Source organism: Ruoffia tabacinasalis (assembly GCF_042652985.1).
Classification (GTDB): Bacteria; Bacillota; Bacilli; order Lactobacillales; family Aerococcaceae; genus Ruoffia; species Ruoffia tabacinasalis.
Genome location: NZ_JBHSHQ010000055.1, coordinates 1 through 17,602, shown reverse-complemented (window position 1 = coordinate 17,602; position 17,602 = coordinate 1). Strand labels below are relative to the sequence as shown.

At 35.2% G+C, this 17,602-nt stretch carries 19 protein-coding genes; 16 read left to right on the top strand and 3 right to left on the bottom strand.

The features are described 5' to 3' along the window. The first annotated feature begins 112 nt into the window (after nucleotides 1–112). Nucleotides 113–559 carry a pyridoxamine 5'-phosphate oxidase family protein gene (locus tag ACFO5Y_RS09220; RefSeq protein WP_197104631.1) on the top strand — a complete coding sequence of 149 codons (447 nt, stop codon included), beginning with the start codon at nucleotides 113–115 and terminating at the stop codon, nucleotides 557–559. Between the two features lie 16 nt (nucleotides 560–575). Here ACFO5Y_RS09220 and ACFO5Y_RS09215 read toward each other — a convergent pair whose 3' ends face one another. Continuing rightward, on the bottom strand, nucleotides 576–1,064 hold the full coding sequence (locus ACFO5Y_RS09215; protein WP_197104632.1) for a YehS family protein: 489 nt from the start codon (nucleotides 1,062–1,064) through the stop codon (nucleotides 576–578). A gap of 100 nt (nucleotides 1,065–1,164) precedes the next feature. Between ACFO5Y_RS09215 and ACFO5Y_RS09210 the strand changes: the two genes are divergently transcribed. The 4 genes from ACFO5Y_RS09210 to ACFO5Y_RS09195 all read left to right on the top strand — a co-directional run bounded on the left by ACFO5Y_RS09210 (nucleotide 1,165) and on the right by ACFO5Y_RS09195 (nucleotide 3,597). Then, complete coding sequence (locus tag ACFO5Y_RS09210; protein ID WP_197104633.1) at nucleotides 1,165–2,043, top strand: RluA family pseudouridine synthase; 879 nt, start codon at nucleotides 1,165–1,167, stop codon at nucleotides 2,041–2,043. A 237-nt stretch (nucleotides 2,044–2,280) separates the two neighbouring features. Beyond that, complete coding sequence (locus ACFO5Y_RS09205; protein WP_197104634.1) at nucleotides 2,281–2,799, top strand: hypothetical protein; 519 nt, start codon at nucleotides 2,281–2,283, stop codon at nucleotides 2,797–2,799. After that, nucleotides 2,789–3,217, top strand: coding sequence for a hypothetical protein (locus ACFO5Y_RS09200; RefSeq protein ID WP_197104635.1), 429 nt, complete (start codon nucleotides 2,789–2,791; stop codon nucleotides 3,215–3,217). The genes ACFO5Y_RS09205 and ACFO5Y_RS09200 overlap by 11 nt, the downstream gene beginning before the upstream one ends. After that, on the top strand, nucleotides 3,166–3,597 hold the full coding sequence (locus ACFO5Y_RS09195) for a hypothetical protein (protein ID WP_197104636.1): 432 nt from the start codon (nucleotides 3,166–3,168) through the stop codon (nucleotides 3,595–3,597). The genes ACFO5Y_RS09200 and ACFO5Y_RS09195 overlap by 52 nt, the downstream gene beginning before the upstream one ends. Nucleotides 3,598–3,919: 322 nt before the next feature. On the opposite strand, the gene ACFO5Y_RS09190 is transcribed toward ACFO5Y_RS09195, so the two are convergent. Both ACFO5Y_RS09190 and ACFO5Y_RS09185 read right to left on the bottom strand, forming a co-directional pair. Then, nucleotides 3,920–5,800, bottom strand: coding sequence for a phosphatase PAP2 family protein (locus tag ACFO5Y_RS09190; protein ID WP_197104637.1), 1,881 nt, complete (start codon nucleotides 5,798–5,800; stop codon nucleotides 3,920–3,922). Nucleotides 5,801–6,168: 368 nt separating this feature from the next. Further along, complete coding sequence (locus ACFO5Y_RS09185; protein WP_197104638.1) at nucleotides 6,169–6,351, bottom strand: hypothetical protein; 183 nt, start codon at nucleotides 6,349–6,351, stop codon at nucleotides 6,169–6,171. Nucleotides 6,352–7,266: 915 nt separating this feature from the next. On the opposite strand from ACFO5Y_RS09185, the gene ACFO5Y_RS09180 reads away from it, so the two are divergent. From ACFO5Y_RS09180 to ACFO5Y_RS09130, 11 genes are all read left to right on the top strand, one after another. After that, entirely contained in the window at nucleotides 7,267–8,085 is an 819-nt protein-coding gene (locus ACFO5Y_RS09180) for an LCP family protein (RefSeq protein WP_197104639.1), read from the top strand. Between the two features lie 91 nt (nucleotides 8,086–8,176). Then, nucleotides 8,177–9,982: a polysaccharide biosynthesis protein gene (locus ACFO5Y_RS09175; protein ID WP_197104655.1), complete on the top strand. Its 1,806-nt coding sequence runs from the start codon at nucleotides 8,177–8,179 to the stop codon at nucleotides 9,980–9,982. A gap of 13 nt (nucleotides 9,983–9,995) precedes the next feature. Then, nucleotides 9,996–10,736, top strand: coding sequence for a YveK family protein (locus ACFO5Y_RS09170; protein ID WP_197104640.1), 741 nt, complete (start codon nucleotides 9,996–9,998; stop codon nucleotides 10,734–10,736). A gap of 2 nt (nucleotides 10,737–10,738) precedes the next feature. Beyond that, entirely contained in the window at nucleotides 10,739–11,476 is a 738-nt protein-coding gene (locus ACFO5Y_RS09165; RefSeq protein ID WP_197104641.1) for a CpsD/CapB family tyrosine-protein kinase, read from the top strand. After that, on the top strand, nucleotides 11,473–12,249 hold the full coding sequence (locus ACFO5Y_RS09160; RefSeq protein ID WP_197104642.1) for a tyrosine-protein phosphatase: 777 nt from the start codon (nucleotides 11,473–11,475) through the stop codon (nucleotides 12,247–12,249). Before ACFO5Y_RS09165 ends, ACFO5Y_RS09160 begins: the two co-directional genes overlap by 4 nt. Before the next feature lie 14 nt (nucleotides 12,250–12,263). Next, nucleotides 12,264–12,887 carry a sugar transferase gene (locus ACFO5Y_RS09155; protein ID WP_197104643.1) on the top strand — a complete coding sequence of 208 codons (624 nt, stop codon included), beginning with the start codon at nucleotides 12,264–12,266 and terminating at the stop codon, nucleotides 12,885–12,887. A gap of 72 nt (nucleotides 12,888–12,959) precedes the next feature. Then, nucleotides 12,960–13,841, top strand: coding sequence for an ATP-grasp fold amidoligase family protein (locus ACFO5Y_RS09150; RefSeq protein WP_197104644.1), 882 nt, complete (start codon nucleotides 12,960–12,962; stop codon nucleotides 13,839–13,841). A gap of 53 nt (nucleotides 13,842–13,894) precedes the next feature. Further along, the gene (gene pssD, locus ACFO5Y_RS09145; protein WP_197104645.1) at nucleotides 13,895–14,350 is read left to right on the top strand and encodes a PssD/Cps14F family polysaccharide biosynthesis glycosyltransferase; all 456 of its coding nucleotides are present in this window, start codon (nucleotides 13,895–13,897) and stop codon (nucleotides 14,348–14,350) included. 21 nt (nucleotides 14,351–14,371) lie between these two features. Further along, complete coding sequence (gene pssE / locus ACFO5Y_RS09140) at nucleotides 14,372–14,854, top strand: PssE/Cps14G family polysaccharide biosynthesis glycosyltransferase (RefSeq protein WP_197104646.1); 483 nt, start codon at nucleotides 14,372–14,374, stop codon at nucleotides 14,852–14,854. Between the two features lie 15 nt (nucleotides 14,855–14,869). Next, nucleotides 14,870–15,967, top strand: coding sequence for a glycosyltransferase (locus ACFO5Y_RS09135; RefSeq protein WP_197104647.1), 1,098 nt, complete (start codon nucleotides 14,870–14,872; stop codon nucleotides 15,965–15,967). Nucleotides 15,968–15,997: 30 nt separating this feature from the next. Beyond that, nucleotides 15,998–16,909: a glycosyltransferase family 2 protein gene (locus tag ACFO5Y_RS09130; protein WP_197104648.1), complete on the top strand. Its 912-nt coding sequence runs from the start codon at nucleotides 15,998–16,000 to the stop codon at nucleotides 16,907–16,909. Nucleotides 16,910–17,602: the final 693 nt, after the last annotated feature.

The window sequence follows — 17,602 nt, the reverse complement described above, 5'->3', positions numbered from 1 at the left end:
AAATATCATATTCTCTTCACATTTGTGTTACATTTCATCCATATAAAATATTTTTATAAAAGCGAATCCATATGCTATAATAAAGGAAAATAAAGAGCGAAGGAGTGTTAACATGGAAGTAAATGATATTATGCAAATTTTGGAAAAAGATATGAAAGTTGCTGTCTTTGCAACAGTGGATGAGGACGGAAAACCGCATGCGAGACATGCCCATATCGGCGTTGCTAACGAGCAGGGCGTCTTTTTCATGACCAGTCCCACGACGGATTTTTATAAACAACTTAAGCACAATCCAAATATAGCTATTACCACAATGTCTGAAGAAGGCTATCTCGTTCAAGTGATCCGAATCGAGGGAAAAGTGCGCCAAGTTGGGAAAGACCGCCTTCAGGAACTACTTGCGAACAATCCTTATGTTGAGCAAGTGTATCCAGATGACGACATTCGCCAAGGTATGCAAGTTTTTCATTTATACGAAGGCGAAGGCTTCTATCACAGCATGTCTCAAGGGCACAAGTATGTCTTTTCAATTGGACACGAAGAAGAAACCGACGCATAAGGCGTCGGTTTTTTCTCTAAGAGCGGTATTCAAAGGATAGGCCTTTGAGAAAATTACGGATATAACGGTCGCCACAAGGTTTATAATTGCGGTGGCCTTCTTTGCGTAGAACAGCACTTAATTCGCTGTTAGAAATCTCAACCCCCGCCGTTGCTAAAATATCTAAAATATCGTCAGTGGTTAGGGAGAGTGCAATCTTTACTTTTTTCAGTAAAATATTATTCGCATTCTCTGGATTCAGTTCAAGTCTCGGCTCACCAGCGCCTTCTTTCTTACCGCGTTGGGAGATGATTAAGCCGTTTAAAAAGCGTTCTAACTCTTGATCAGTGAGTGTTTGGACGAATTGGTTTTCTTGAGTCGGATCCTCTTTAGGTAATTTCTTCAATAATTGGACAACATCTTCTTGGGTAAGGGTAACTCCACCCATCGAAAAGATGGTGACCATATCGCTATCTTTAATATCCAGCGCATAGCGCAAGCGAGTTAATCGATCATTATTATTCATTTAATTGCCTACCTTTCATCTTGTAGGGTGATTATACCAAACTTTGGCGTATTTTTCTGCTATACTACAAAGATAAGAAGTAAATGAAAAGGTGAGTTAAATGAACAAACATATGACCTATTACACAGCCGAAGAAGCAACCGAATTACTCAAATTTATGATCAACCAATTAGCACCCAAAAGCCGCAACAATATTAAATCCATGCTAGCACGCGGGCAGTTCTTTATCGATGGAAAAGCTGTCACACAATTTAATCATCCTTTGAAAAAAGGACAAAAAGTTGGCGTCTTGTCTAATGAAGGGGCGAAAAAGACTGCTGCACTTGAAGGCGTGAAAATCTTACATGAAGACGACGACCTTATCGTGATTGACAAAGAAGCAGGCATCTTATCTGTAGCCGGCAGAGACCATGCAGAAGACACAGCTTACCGCCAAGTCACAAAATACGTCCAAGAAGGCAACCGTCGTAACCGTATCTTCGTCGTGCACCGCCTGGACCGCGACACATCTGGCGTAATGATCTACGCCAAAACTGAAGAAGTTAAAGAAAAATTGCAAGAAAACTGGCACACGATTGTCAAAGAACGCATCTATACTGCGTTGGTTGAAGGCGTCGTTCGCAAACCCCAAGGGAAGATAGAATCTTGGCTAACCGAAAGTAAAACGATGAAAGTCTATTCAAACGACTACGATAACGGTGGAAAGCACGCAATTACCCACTTCAAGAAAAAGCAAAATAGTGCGAATTATTCTTTATTGGATGTTGAACTTGAAACAGGACGCAAAAACCAAATCCGTGTTCATATGGAAGAGATCGGCCACCCAGTTGCCGGCGATAAAAAATACGGCGCACGAACCAATCCGCTGAAACGACTTGGTTTGCACGCAACTACAATTGCTTTTACACACCCAAGTACAGGAAAAGTAGTGAGATTCACATCCCAAGCACCAAAAAGCTTCCTAAAGCTATCAAGATAAAGAAAAGTCATCCGACAGGGTGACTTTTTTCGATTTGATCAATAGAAAAGGGCGTCGAGCACCGGCTCGACGAACCGCAAATCGACATGCGGTCCATCGTGCCACCTCACGACACTCCGCAAATTGTTTACAGGCAAGTTACAAAGCGTTTATTTATATAAGAGAAGTTTCTTTAGTTTCTTAAAAATTTGTATTATAATAATTATACATAATTACTTAAAAAGATCGAGGTGCTAAGTGACGACAAAGCTTTTATTAGTAATAAAGAATCCGAACGAGGATTTAGAATTGGCGAAAAATTATATCGAAGGTAAAAAACATGATGATTTTTTTATAAAAAATTTAAAGCAAATCAAAAAACATTTACAGTCATATACAATTGTAAACGATGAATTATACAATAATAATAATAAAGTAAACTACCCGATTAAACTATATTTAAAAGATCAATTTGGAATGATCAAAGAATCTAAAATTGTAAAAATGTTAGAGAAACACCAGCATGCATATGAGATTAGAATTGAACGAGAAATAGGTAGAGTTTCATCATATACGCATAGAATAACCTATTGCTTGGATAGTGAATTAAATTTATATATTTTGACTTTTGGGTTTACGAAGTCTTACCAAGATACTAGTAATAAATTTAAAGATGTTACCGATTTATGTGGTGAAGAAACTGATAAAATAAAGATTCAATTATTAAATAAAGAGTATTCAAAATGGCTAGGAGAGGAGGATTATTATGAGCTCTAATTATCTTAATGAATTACTAAAAGAACATAACCCTGAATTATTAAAGTCAATGCAGACTGAACAATATGATCTTTCAAATCAAATAGTTAAATTACGAGTTCAGTCTAATCTAGAACTCGAAGAATTAGCTTTAAAAGTGGGATTAAAACCCGAAGATTATTTGGATTATGAATATGGTGAAGATAGATTCTCTGTGGCAGATTATAAAAGTTTGATTTCTAAAATCCAGCAAATAAATAGTCAAAAATCTGGAGTTAAAATGCCAAGAAAAATGATTAGTATTGGGAAAATCCAAAGTGCGAGGGTAATATCAGTCACAAAAAAATCAGAAAAGTATCGTCCAACTAAATTGAATCGAGGTGGGGCATGGAAAAAACAAAAAGTTTCAAATATGACCGAACATTTATTAATTCATTAATTTTTGAAGAAAAAAAGACTGATATTAGTAAAGTGAGCTACTCATTCAAAATAGAACCTCAATTTGAATCGGAAGACTCTGATTTTATGAGAATAATAGCTGTATTCTCCTTATTTGATGCTGCTACAAATGAAAATATCTTAGAATTAATACAAACATCTTACTTCATCTTAGAAGACGATTTGGAGATTTTTGATATAAAAAGAGATATGGAATTTAGAATGGCTGAAATTTGTTATGAAGAAATTACCTCTCAGACTAGAATGATATTAAAAGATACTGAAAGCTATAGAGAACTAACTATGGAACTGTCATTTAGAGAATTATATGAAAATGTACCAAATGAAATGAATGGTGCTGAAGAGAATAATGAAGACTAATTTTAAAATTGATGTTTTCCTGTTTTGAAAATATTAAAATAAGGAAAAGTCATCCGAAAGGGTGACTTTTTTCGATTTAATCAATGGAAAAGGGCGTCGAGCACCGGCTCGACGTACCGCAAATTGGTTTACGGTCCATCGTGTTAGCGCACGACACTCCGCAAATCAACTTGCGGTCCATCGTGCCACCTCACGACACTCCGCAAACGCAAATACGGTCCATCGTGCCACCTCACGACGCCCCGAAAACGGCAAATCCACCAAAAATCCCCACAAAAAAACGAGCTACCTAAAAGGCAACTCGCTCAAACTCAACTTCAACTTACATACTCAACTCAAATCCAGTTTCACTCTCAACTACTTGAACCCCTTCAGGTCCGCCTTCAACAATGACTTCCAAGCCACTTGCATCAAAGCCTTCAGGTAAACTAATTACACCAAAGGTTTCTTCACCTAACTCGAATCCATCTGCTAATACAATTCGAATAGTCCCAGCCAAGTCACCTGAATCTTCAGCAATACTTAACACATCATCCATAGAATCAACCACTAATACTAACTCTGCACCATCTGCTTGAGCTAAGTATCCAGAAACAACCAAACCAGCATCTGAATCAACTTCTAGAACTCCATTGTTGATCACATGTCCTGTACCTAATGCAGAAGCATTTTTAGCAATAATAGTCCCACCATCAATGACAGTCGCTCCAGAATATGTATTGTCTCCAGACAGCGCTAAAGTCCCTGAACCTTCTTTAATTAATGAACCTGTCCCATCAATATCATTTCGGAATGTGTCATAAGCAGCGAAGCCACCCATGTCAGCATCCATATTTACAACCGTATCTTTTACAAATGAACCATATCCACTCGCCGCATCGAATAAATTCATACGTCCAAAGCCTTCAGCATCATTGGCAATGGGATGTCCAGATTGAAGCGCAGTTGTTAATAATACAAAACGGCGCTCAGCCTCATCTAAATAAGGGAAGCGAGTTTCTAATAATACTTCAGCTTCTTTCGGTACACGCGCACTTTCATTCATATCTTCATCAGGCGTCATATTATAAGTTAAACGGTCTAAGTATAATTGACGGTGTTCCTCATAAAGTTCAGGATTCTCATCGTAAATGTCTCCATCAGCTTGCAAGCCTTCATTATTAGCTAATAATGCACGTCCAGCTTCATAAGCAGCAGCTTTTGCTTCATCATTACGCTCATCCGCTAAGTTACCTGTCGTAATCGCAGTCCCTGACATACGGCCACCTATCACATCTAAAACTGAATGCATTCCCGCAACCACTCGGCTATTTCCTAATTCAGACGCATTTAGTACGAATGAATGCATTTGCTCAGGAACAGAGTAAGCCATTGCGAGTGATGCTATGTAACTTGCATTTGTATGCCCACTTGGGAACCCACCATCATTAGTCGCTTCAGCCTCAGGCTTTTTACGAGGAACTAATGAGTCAATTACCTCAACTTCAGGCATATTATCATCAATCCCATTCCAACGGTAAGGGCGCGCATATTGGAAGAAATTTTTAGAAGGATTCGTACTTGCAGAACCCGCTCGAACAACCTCAACTAAATTCGCAATCGCACCATACTCGCTATCAACCTGTGCCCAAGTCGCTTCTTCATCATAAGTCGTCTCATTAGCGTCTGCTGGAACCTCATCAGGAATCGTCGTATCAGCGTTCACACCCGCCATAAATGCTTCTGCAAAACTACCAAAACCAAACATCGCGCTATAATTTTGATTACGACGATCAACTAAATAAGCGTCACGAATTTGGTCTTCATTCGCAGATTCAACAATCTCATCCGTTTTCTCGATATTTTCAAGATGAACCGCCTCATTTAAGACTGTTCCTAAACGCCAGCGATCTTCCGCACCTGCCTCGGAATCAACACCGGGTTGGAATAACTCAAGGAACTCGCTTAAAACTCCAATCACCGCGTTGTTCTGAGGAGATTGATTCTCAGTACGATTCGATTGAAATACATCTACAAAATAGCCATGAGGCCCCATCACAGGCTCAATTAGAGACTCAATCGTTTGACCATCGGAAATGACCACCGACTCAGAATAGTCAGACGTTAACTCCTGAGCGTGGATATTCCCCGGAATAAAACTAGGTGCTATAGACATAGCCGTTAGTAACGATAAAAGTGCTTTCGATTTGAATTTAATCTTCATTGTAAATCCCCCGTTATAAAATAGTTGCTGGATACATACCGAAGTAAAACAGCAAATAGAATACTAACACTCAATTAATAATTTACTGTAAATTTCATGTAAAATTTGTGTAAAGGGACACAAAATATGAGATGTGAATAGAAAAGGGCGTCGAGCACTATCTCGACGCCCCGCAAATTGGTTTACGGTTCATCGAGCTAGCGCACGACACTCCGCAAATTGACTTGCGGTCCATCGTGCCACCTCACGACACTCCGCATTCGGAAATACGGTTCATCGTGCTGACTCACGACGCCCCGTAAACGCCAAATTCTCCAAAAATCCCCACAAAAAAAGAGCATCACCCACCAAGGTAACGCTCACCCCACCTAAAACTCAAAACCAAACTCCCCATACTTCTCAGTTTTCTCTTCTAACACCATTTGAATCGCTGCCTTAATTCGGCTCAAATCGCTAAAGCTCAGGTAGTGATCAATCACCACCGTCAACTTCCCAATCGTATCAGGCAACTTAAACGTACTAATAATTATCTCCGCCTCACTTGAATCCAAGCGCGCAACACACAACTCCCGGTTGGTACGTCTCAATCGCCAAATAATCTCGCAACTCAAATGATAACAACTTCTGAATCATCCGCGCATGAGAATAGTGCCCATCATAATACTTCCCGTGCAAATCAACCATTAAATTCTTCAAATTAATGAACCTATATAGATCTGTAAGTCAATCTTATTCTCATCCATAGACCGACCCAGTAATTGTCTAAACTCATGATATATATCATAAAGTGCTTAGTGAGTCTTAGGAAACTGCGTACGAAAATATCCTTGCATACCTGCTGTTTGTTCCATCATAATTCGATATCCTTTATGTGGTGATTCAATGCCAAGATCAGTTTTCGACCCACTTAAGAAAGCAATACCTTCCTTTATAATGCGAGCAGTACTGTCTAGATGTTCAGCTGAGGTAGAAATTGTTACCAGCCATCCCGTTCCAGCAATAAGCCAATTAATTAAAGGCGGCGAAGATTATTTGATTTTTATAAACGTCTCATAGAATCCCTCTCAACTTATCAATAAACAAACGCTTTCTAATCGAAGACCAACAAAATATACTGTAGTATAAAGTAACTTATGATAGTTTTAGCCAATAGTATTGTAAAGTTTATGTAAATTTAAGGGGTAATTAAGAAAAAAGAGAAAAAAGTAGTATCATAGTTTAAGTGAATAATAATGCTACATTCGGCGCATAGAATAAATTATTTCATTGCTATTATAATTAAATATACATATATTAATCGTTTTCAATGAGATATAAACGAATTTCCCCCTTTAAATACTATAGATTTATGCGTATAATTAAGGTAAAATTAAACAATCTATAAAAAAATATTATCAAAACTAGAAAGAATTAAAAATTAACTTAATATCGAAGTGTTGATAATCTAATCAAGAGGAGTAAAAAGGATGAAATTTACCCGGAATGTTTTACTTATATTACTAATGGTTACCTCAACATTAAGTCCCAACCCGTTTGTATCCGCTCAGGAAGAGTCATCAGAATCTTCTGAGCATTTTTCGATGTTATTTATGGGAGTAGACACTGGAGACTTAGGAAGAGTGGATCAAGGTCGTTCAGATACAATGATGGTTATGGATATTAATAAGGAAGAAGAAACTGGAATTCTTGCGAGTATTCCACGAGATGCCTATGTTGAGATCGAAGGTTATGGATTAGATAAAATTAACCATGCATACGCCTTTGGTGGAGCAGAATTAAGCTTAAACACAGTAAACAACTTCTTAGAAACAAATATTGAAAATTATGTTGTAGTTAACATGGCTGGACTGAAGGAAATTGTAGATGCAGTTGGAACGATTGAAGTCACACCACCGACTTCTTTTTCGATAGGAGGCTATGATTTCGTAGCTGGAGTCACAACCGAATTAGATAGCGATATGGCATTAGCTTATGCACGTGAGCGTTATACATCAGGCGGTGATTACGCAAGACAAGAACGCCAACGTGAAATCGTACAAGCAGTGATGCAAAAAGCAACGGAACTGGAATCAATACCAAACTATATTAAGATGTTCTCTGCCTTATCAGAAAATATTGAAACAAACTTAAGCTTGCCACAATTGTTAGATTTATACAAAACTTACAATTCAAATATCAAAATCGAAACTTATCAATTAACGGGAACAGGTGAGATGATCGATGGTATTTACTATGACATCATTGATGAAAACTCATTAGCAGCTTTAAAAGAACAACTACATTAATAATAGAGAATAAATGAATTAAAATAGTAAAGTTGGTGACCGATTGGAAAAACAAAATTCAACCACTGTATTTGTTAAGTGGATTGAGAAAATGAACAACATTCAAAAAACAATAGTCTGGTTACTCGCAGATTTCATTTGTCTTTGTATTGGATCAGCGAGCGCCTATATCTTTTACTGGAATATGATTAGCCCAAGATTAAAAGGGTACTTTCTTTTCACAATTGTAGGTTTTGTTATCTATATAATTGTCAGTCGTGTGTTTAAATTAAATATGCGGATTAATCGCTATAGTGGCGTAAGAGATTTATTCTCTCTATTCATGGCATTCGTACTGAGTGGATCTTTAAGTGGTTTAATCACCATCTTTTTTGATTTTATGATTGCTTTACGCTTCATGGTACTTGCAGGGATTGTAGCTGGAATTATCGGAATTGGTTTACGTGTACTTTGGCAGAATATCTACCTATTGAAAGATCAAAGTCGGCGTACCCAAACGGAAGATCTTAAGCAAATTATTGTTATTGGCGCAGGTGACGGTGGATCACTCTTCGTAGAGAATCACATACGGAATCCACAAGATACAAACGTAGTGGCGATTCTAGATGAAAACCCAAAAAAACAAGGTAAAAGTATCTCGGGTATAAAAGTTGCGGGTGATCTGTCACAATTAGAAGCTATTGAGAAAGACTACGACATCGATCGAGCAATTATTGCAATTCCAAGTTTAACGCCCGAAGATTATGAACGAATCATTACTGAACTCAACAAATATGATATTAAACCCTATAAGATGCCTAAAGTTGAAGATGTCATTACGGGAGTTTATCAAATGAATCATGGTCCTAAAAAAGTAGATATTGGTGACCTCTTAGGAAGAAAAGAAATCCAATTGGATGAAAGTCATTTAAGAAAAGAAATTGAAGGCAAGACCATTGCAATCACCGGAGCTGGTGGATCCATTGGATCAGAAATCACTCGACAAATCAGTCGCTTTAATCCAAAGCGTGTCCTACTCATTGGACATGGCGAGAACTCTATCTACTTAATCTATCAAGAACTTCAACAACTCGATACGATGACCGAATTCGTTCCTGTGATTGCGGATGTGCAAGATTATGAGCGAATCTATGAATTATTCAAAGAAGAAGAAGTGGATATTGTCTATCATGCAGCAGCGCATAAACATGTGCCACTCATGGAATGGAATCCAGAAGAAGCCTTAAAGAATAATATACTAGGGTCTTACAATGTAGCTAAAGCCGTCGACCAAGCTAAAGTCGGTAAGATGGTGATGATTTCAACGGACAAAGCCGTTCGCCCACCGAATGTGATGGGCGCATCAAAGCGTGTTGCCGAACTCATCGTCACAGGTATGAACAAACAAAGTGACTCAATCTTTTGTGCGGTTCGGTTCGGGAATGTGTTAGGCAGCCGTGGAAGTGTCATCCCACTCTTTGAGAAACAAATCGCCGCCGGTGGCCCTGTTACAGTAACAGACTTTAGAATGACCCGTTACTTTATGACCATACCAGAAGCAAGTCGTCTAGTTGTATTCGCAGGAGCACATGCTGAAGGCGGAGAAGTATTCATCTTGAATATGGGAGAGCCAGTCAAGATAGTAGACTTAGCACGCAAGTTAATTCTACTTAGCGGCCATACGGAATCAGAGATTCCAATTGTGGAAGCTGGAATAAGACCGGGCGAGAAATTATATGAAGAGTTATTAACATCCGGGGAATTAGTAGATGAACAAATTGATGAAAATATCTTCATTGGTAAAGTCGTTGATAGACCGATTGAAGAATCAATTGAATTCATTGAAGAATTAAAACAAATGGATAAGAAATTAATCAAACAGCACATCATTGATTTTGCCAATGAGAGTGCCTTATAAGATGGAGGAAGTAATGGAACAAGAAATGAGTTTATTGGATTTATGGAAATTACTCCGTAAATATTATGCACGAATTATTGGAATGACAGTGGTAGGAGCTGTCTTAGCTGTTGTTTTTATGATGTTGTTTGTTGATCGTCAATATGTATCAGAGGCACAGTTATTAGTAAATCAAAGTAGTGGCCAAGATACTGCCATTCAATATAATGAGGTTCAAACCAACGTAAACTTAGTGAATACCTATAAAGATATTATTCGTGGAAATGCAGTCTTAGAGGCGGTAAGTGATAGTTTAGGTAATGTATTTACAATAGAAGAACTAAGAGATTCAATTACTGTTGAACAATCAGCTAACTCACAGGCATTTTATGTTCGAGCTATCATGGGATCGCCTACGGATGCACAAAATGTAGTTAATAATGTAATTACAAAATTTGAGAATACTTTACGTGAATTTTACGGTGAAGAAGTTTCTAGTATTAATTTAGTATCAGCAGCATCATACAATCCTAATCAAGTATCTCCAAGTTTAGTATTATATGCATTAATTGGTGCTTTGCTAGGTTTTGTAATCATTGCAGGAATTTCACTTATTCAAGAACTAATGGATACACGTGTCAAGTCAGCCGATGACCTAACCAATATGGGTATGATACGTTTGGCAGAGATCAATAAGTTAACAGATGCTCAAGTTAAGAAAAATCGATTCCGACCTGATGTAGGAGATAAGACACCATTGAGAAGGAGAATATAAGAATGTTCGGACCAAAGAGAAAACAAACAAAAGCAGAAAAAGAACAACGCTTAGGAGCACCACTGATTACTTATTATGAGCCTAAGTCAATTATTGCAGAGCAGTACCGTACGTTACGGACGAACTTAGAGTTCGCTCAAGTGGGGCGTGATGTGCGTTCAATCGCAATAACTTCATCTATGCCAATGGAAGGAAAGTCAACAACATCAGCTAACTTAGCATATACATTAGGTCAGACAGGACGTAATGTACTCATAGTTGATGCCGATTTAAGAAAGCCTACTTTGCATAGAACATTTAAGTTAAATAATGAGCAAGGATTAACAACTTTATTAGCTAATAATGACTTAAAGTTTAATCAAGTAGTTCAAAAATCAAACGAACTAGGTCTTTATTTCCTACCATCAGGACCGATACCACCAAATCCAGCTGAATTAATAGGGTCACCGCAAATGTCAGTGTTAATGGCAGACTTACGTGAAAATTTTGATATGGTTATTTATGATACACCCCCCATACTTTCGGTAACAGATGCTCAAATATTAGCAACTCGAGTGGATGGAGTCATAATGGTAGCACGTCAGAACTTCGCACGTAAAGATAATGTACGTGAAGCGAAAGAGGCATTAGATAATGTCAAAGCAAATATACTAGGATTTGTCATAAATAATGTTCCATTTGAAGAAGGTAAGGGTTATGGTTACTATGCTTACTATGGAATCGAGGATGATGAAGTATGATCATCGACTTACATTCACACTTAATACCGAATGTGGATGATGGGGCACAAACTATAGAGCTATCACTTGAACTAGCTCGACAAGCTGTGAATGAAGGGGTTGAACACATGGTGTTGACCCCTCATCACCGTAATGGAGCCTATTTAAATCGCAAAAATGATGTCATACGCTATGCAAAAAATCTGCAAGAACAATATGAACAAGCGGGAGTCAATTTGAAGGTATATCCAAGCCAGGAGATTCGACTCACAGAACACTTCCTGGATGACTTATACAATGGTGATTTATTATCATTAGATGGTGCTGGAAAGTATTATCTGATTGAATTTCCTTCAGACAGAGTCCCATCGAATACTAATGAAGTATTTCAAGAATTAATTTCTGGTGGTATTACACCCGTGATTGCTCACCCAGAACGCAATCATGAACTAGCTAATAACTTATACAGGCTTTATGAGTTGATTAATATGGGAAGCATGTCTCAAATAACTACTTCATCCTATTCAGGTTATTATGGGGATAAATTAGTTGAAAATTCAAAACAAATTATCCAGAACAATTTAGCTCATATATTAGCTTCGGATGTTCACCATATTAAACACCGCCCTATGAATATGGAAGTAGCTTTCGATCGTTTAGAAGTAGACTTCGGTGCTGAATTAGTTGAATACTTTAAGTCCAACGCACGGGACATACTCAATGGTGACCCTGTTAAAGCAAAAACACCGATTGAACCGAAGAAACCACGTAAGAAATGGTTTGGATTATTTTAGTGGAGGGCGAACGTATGTATATACACATTAAACGAGTGATTGATTTTGTGTTATCACTCATTGCTTTAATAGTTTTGAGTCCACTATTATTAATTTTGGCTATATGGATTAAGAGCGACTCACCAGGACCTGTGTTCTTTAAGCAGAAACGTATTGGAAAAGATAGGACTTTTTTTCAGATCTATAAGTTTAGAACCATGCGAGCAGATACACCAAAGGACACGCCGACGCACTTACTGAATGACCCTGCGTCATTCATTACGAAGTCAGGCCACTTCTTACGGAAGACAAGCTTAGATGAATTGCCACAGATCATTAACATCCTTAAGGGAGAGATGGCTATTATTGGACCACGTCCTGCCTTGTGGAATCAAGGTGACTTAGCAGATGAACGGGATAAGTATGGAGCCAATGATGTTTTACCAGGTTTATCAGGTTGGGCACAGATTAACGGTCGGGATGAATTACCGATACCAATTAAAGCTAAGCTTGATGGTGAATATGTCAGAAATATGAGTCTTTTATTCGACCTAAAATGTTTCTTGGGAACTATCCTCAGTGTGCTACGTAGTGATGGAATAGTAGAGGGTGGAACAGGAGTTACTAATAAGACAAAGAAAGAACAAGATAATAATTAACCTTAATCTTTTAGCTATAATATAAATTACCGCTGTCTTGCAAATCAAAAATTATAAAAGGTAGGAATAATAATGAATTATAAATTAAAACAATTTATATTAAAACCAATGGATTTATTATATAAATTGAATCCTGAGCTTGAGTTAAAACTAATGTTTTGGTTAAAGTTAGGTGAAATACTTGATTTGAAAAACCCTAAAACTTTTAATGAAAAACTACAATGGATAAAATTAAATTATAAAAACCCTTTGATGCCTAAACTTGTAGACAAATATACAGTTAGAAATTTTGTGGAGGAAAAAGGCCTTAAAAGAATATTAAATGAACTGTATTGGGAGGGTTTTAATGCTAATCATATCCCTTTTGAAGAGTTACCGGAGAAATATGTAATAAAAGTTACGCATGGATCAGGATTTAATATTATAGTTACAGATAAAAGCTCTATTGATAAGCAAAAAATAATAAAACAATTAGATGAGTGGCTAAAAACGAATTTTATACCTAGTTATGGTGAATGGTTCTATGGAGTGGAAAAACCGCGAATAATAATCGAAAAATATCTTACGGGTTACGAAACTGGTGACCCTGTTGATTATAAATTGTTCTGTTTTGAAGGAATACCTAAATATATAAGAATAGAAATGTTAACACCAAAAGGCCTGGAGCAAACTTTTTATGATCTTAATTGGGATAAAAAAGATTATACATCAGGTTATTATTTGGGACCTTCTGTCAAAAAGCCCAAAAATTTAGATGAAATGATAGAAATTGCTACTAAACTATCACATGGGTTCCCACATGTTCGCGTTGATTTATTAAACGAAAATGGGAAAATAACTTTCGGAGAAATGACATTTACGAATGGTGCAGGTTTCAATAAAATAAAGCCGAGAGAGTTTGATTTAGAATTAGGAAGCTATTTAAACATTGAGAAGATTAAAACTAATTACTAAATATTAAAAGGGAAAATCAATAAATCTATTAGCCCCATATTTAAGGAGTTTACATGAAAGAAAGAAAAAAAATCTGCTTGGTCTCTTCTTCAGGAGGACACTTTGAACAATTAAAAATGTTAAAAAGTCTTGAGAATGAACATGATGTTTTTTTTGTAACCGAGAAAACTCAATATCAAGAAAAAGCAGATTATTATTTAATTCAAACAGGTTCAAAAGATAAAGGATTTATTTACAAAATGATAAAAAACTTCGCTTACTCATTAAATATTTGGGTTAGTGAAAAGCCAGATTTAGTTATTACAACGGGAACAATGGTCGCAATACCATTAGCTGTATATTCCAAAATATTCAAAAAGAAACTTATCTATATAGAAACATACGCTAGGGTATATGATGGTACAAAAGCAGGCAAGTTAATGTACAAGTTTGCAGATTTGTTTATTATTCAGTGGGAATCGCTAAAAGAAATCTATCCCAATGCCGTTTATGGTGGAAGTATTTATTAGTTAGAATAGGAGTTGGCAAAGATGATTTTTTTATGTGTAGGATCACGTGAATACCAGTTTAATCGGTTGATCAAAAAGATGGATGAGCTAGTAAGTAAAGGTATTATTCAGGATGAAGTTTTTGGACAAATAGGGCAATCTGATTATGAGCCAAAGAGTTTTAAATTTGAACGATTTCTTTCAGGCGAAGAATTTAGAAAAAAAAGAGATGAAGCTTCGATTATAGTATCACATGGCGGCACAGGAGCTCTGATTGGAGCATTAAAAGCAGAAAAAAAAGTTATTGCAGTACCAAGACTATCTAAATATAAGGAACATATAGATGATCATCAATTACAAGTTGCGAGTGTATTGGCAGAGGGAAAACTATTATTAATGGTAACAGAGATGGAAGAACTATCTGAAGCTTTGCTGAGATATAAAAAGGCTGATTCTTCTATGAAAAAATATGATAAACCATCCTATGTATTAGAATTGGTCAATGATTTTATAAAAAGTATTTAAGATTAAGGGATTATAATGAAAATATTACATATAATGACAACACCAATTGGACTGACAGGGATTTCCACTTATATATATAATATTATGGACTATCTCGATACACAAAAAAATAAAATTGATTACGTATTTATGAATCAACCACTGAATGAAATACAAATTTTATTAAAGCAAAATAATAGTAATTATCATATTATTCAAAATAGAAATCGAAAACCATTTTCTTATGCTTTTAAATTGAATGAGGTATTAAAAAAAGAGAGATATGATATTGTGCATGTACACGGAAATAGTCATACAATTGCAATTGAATTAATGGTTGCAAAAAAAAATAGAATACCTGTTCGTATAGCTCATGCTCATAGTACCTCTACTAAATATTTTCTTTTACACAAACTATTAACATTGCCATTTAATTATTGTACAACACATAGGATTGCAAGTAGTCAAGCTGCTGGCAACTGGTTATTTTCTAAGGCACCATTTAATGTAGTACCAATTGGAATAAAGGTCGAAAGCTTTAAGTTTCAATTAGATTGGCGTCAAGTGCACCGAAAAAAATTAGATATCGAAGAGAATGAAATATTAATAGGACATGTTGGCGAATTTAATAAGAATAAAAATCAAACTTTTTTGATTCATCTAATGTCAAAGTTAGATGAAAATTTTAAACTAATATTAATTGGTGAAGGAAATTTAAAAGATGAATATCAACAACTAGTAGCTCAATTAAAAATAGAGGATCGCGTAATTTTTTATGGGAAGTCTAGGGAAGCAAATCAGATATATTCAGCAATGGATATGTTTATTTTTCCATCTTATAATGAGGGGTTAGGTTTGGTAATTATTGAAGCCCAATCTAGCGATCTAACCTGCTTTGCTTCGTTGGGTGTACCAGAGGAAGCTAATATCACTGATCAGGTAGAGAAGTTTAGTCTTGATGAGAATCTAGAGATGCTAGTAGATAGAATTCAAAAAATCTCAGTAAATTTGCCAGATAAGCGAAAAAAGAATATTAATAATAATAAAGTTGAAAAATCAAATTATAATGCAAAAAAATCAATTGAAGCTTTAGAAAAAAAATACAAAATATTTTTAGAAGAATCCAATTATTAATGCGAAATATGATAGACAAGGGGGGAAATAATGGAAAAAAACTTGGTAAGTGTAGTGATGCCAACCTACATGAGGGAGCCAAAATTAATAAAAAGAGCTATTAATAGTGTTTTAAATCAGACCTATCGTTCTATTGAATTAATAGTAGTTGATGACTCCCCAAATGATTATCATAGTAGACCTTTGGTAAAAGAGTATATAGAATCTTTCGAAGATAATCGTATTGTTTATATTGCTCATGCTAAAAATATGGGAGCAAATAAAGCAAGAAATACTGGTATTAAACTTTCAATAGGTGAGTATATAGCTTTTTTAGATGATGATGATGAATGGTTACCCCAAAAAATAGAACTGCAAATAAAAGAAATGAAGTCTGACAATGAAATAGCATTAGTAAATTGTAAAGCTATACTTTTCAATGAAGTAACAAATACAAAAAGGTATTTAATAAATGAAATTAATTACGGGTATTATTATAAGGAATTGCTACGACAAAATTTTATAGGATCAAATTCTTTTGTATTAGTAAAAAAGGAAGTAATAGATGAAGTTGGACTTTACGATGAAAATTTGCTTTCTAATCAAGACTATGATTTGTTTTTAAGAATTGCAAAAAAACATAAAATAAGCGGTGTTAATAAAGTACTAGTGAACTATTATGTTCATGATGGAGAGCGTATTTCAACTAATAATTTAAAACAATTACAAGGTAGATTGGCTATTTTTGATAAATATTATAATGATATTAGCAATGATCACAATTTAAAATTAGGATGGAAAATCAAGAATATACCGCTATATTTTAATGCCGGATACAAACTAAAATCTATACAATTATTAATTGAATTGCTATTAAAAAACCCAATAGGTTTTATAGGATATTTAAAAGGAACTGTAGATTACAGAAAAAAAGTTCATAATAGCACAGTCAATGAGTCTTAGTTTTGTAGTATTAAATTTATGTCTAACATTTGCTCTTAATTTAATGATAAATAATTATTTTGAAGTAGCTAAACAAATCAAATATGATATTATTTTTTTATTCTATTGGATACTAATAGAAAAGCTAATTTGTATTCAATGGACTAGTTAGATATACCCTTTTGAATAAATGTTGAGTTATTATTAATTGAAAGTAGAATAAAACTATTAATAAACAGTAAAAATAATTTATGAAAAAGCAGTAACTAATAAATAAAATAAGACCTTTTTTATTAATAACTTAAAGCACTTATAATTGGTGATTATAAGAGAAGTGTTCATAAAATTCATTTCAAAACTTTGTTAATAAGTTCAAAAGGGATATTTTAGCAATATCCAATCGAAAGAATAAGGATATTCAAGAATATTTTATCGAGGTTTTATTCTAAAAAAAAATTATGTGCTCATTTTTTATTTTTATGACATAAATCTTTGATAATATCAAAGACATGGTAAAATAACGGCCTTAGTATACATAGAAATTATTTGAAATATGGTAAAAGCCCTGGTGTTAATTTTTTTAATCAAAGAAAATATTTTTTATAGTTAGAGGGAATATATTTTTTGAAACTAGTTTATCTATATGTTGAATTGCAATAATTATTGCGACAATTTTTTATTTACTCAATTAATAAGAGTTCGTGTGAAAATACT

Excerpts from the sequence above, each read along its gene's own strand:
- ACFO5Y_RS09220 (WP_197104631.1), top strand. The coding sequence starts at position 113 with ATGGAAGTAAATGATATTATGCAAATTTTGGAAAAAGATATGAAAGTT.
- ACFO5Y_RS09150 (WP_197104644.1), top strand. The coding sequence starts at position 12,960 with ATGAATTATAAATTAAAACAATTTATATTAAAACCAATGGATTTATTA.
- ACFO5Y_RS09210 (WP_197104633.1), top strand. The coding sequence starts at position 1,165 with ATGAACAAACATATGACCTATTACACAGCCGAAGAAGCAACCGAATTA.
- ACFO5Y_RS09165 (WP_197104641.1), top strand. The coding sequence starts at position 10,739 with ATGTTCGGACCAAAGAGAAAACAAACAAAAGCAGAAAAAGAACAACGC.
- ACFO5Y_RS09135 (WP_197104647.1), top strand. The coding sequence starts at position 14,870 with ATGAAAATATTACATATAATGACAACACCAATTGGACTGACAGGGATT.
- ACFO5Y_RS09215 (WP_197104632.1), bottom strand. The coding sequence starts at position 1,064 with ATGAATAATAATGATCGATTAACTCGCTTGCGCTATGCGCTGGATATT.
- ACFO5Y_RS09155 (WP_197104643.1), top strand. The coding sequence starts at position 12,264 with ATGTATATACACATTAAACGAGTGATTGATTTTGTGTTATCACTCATT.
- ACFO5Y_RS09195 (WP_197104636.1), top strand. The coding sequence starts at position 3,166 with ATGGAAAAAACAAAAAGTTTCAAATATGACCGAACATTTATTAATTCA.
- pssE (WP_197104646.1), top strand. The coding sequence starts at position 14,372 with ATGATTTTTTTATGTGTAGGATCACGTGAATACCAGTTTAATCGGTTG.
- pssD (WP_197104645.1), top strand. The coding sequence starts at position 13,895 with ATGAAAGAAAGAAAAAAAATCTGCTTGGTCTCTTCTTCAGGAGGACAC.
- ACFO5Y_RS09170 (WP_197104640.1), top strand. The coding sequence starts at position 9,996 with ATGGAACAAGAAATGAGTTTATTGGATTTATGGAAATTACTCCGTAAA.
- ACFO5Y_RS09175 (WP_197104655.1), top strand. The coding sequence starts at position 8,177 with ATGAACAACATTCAAAAAACAATAGTCTGGTTACTCGCAGATTTCATT.
- ACFO5Y_RS09200 (WP_197104635.1), top strand. The coding sequence starts at position 2,789 with ATGAGCTCTAATTATCTTAATGAATTACTAAAAGAACATAACCCTGAA.
- ACFO5Y_RS09130 (WP_197104648.1), top strand. The coding sequence starts at position 15,998 with ATGGAAAAAAACTTGGTAAGTGTAGTGATGCCAACCTACATGAGGGAG.
- ACFO5Y_RS09190 (WP_197104637.1), bottom strand. The coding sequence starts at position 5,800 with ATGAAGATTAAATTCAAATCGAAAGCACTTTTATCGTTACTAACGGCT.
- ACFO5Y_RS09160 (WP_197104642.1), top strand. The coding sequence starts at position 11,473 with ATGATCATCGACTTACATTCACACTTAATACCGAATGTGGATGATGGG.
- ACFO5Y_RS09180 (WP_197104639.1), top strand. The coding sequence starts at position 7,267 with ATGAAATTTACCCGGAATGTTTTACTTATATTACTAATGGTTACCTCA.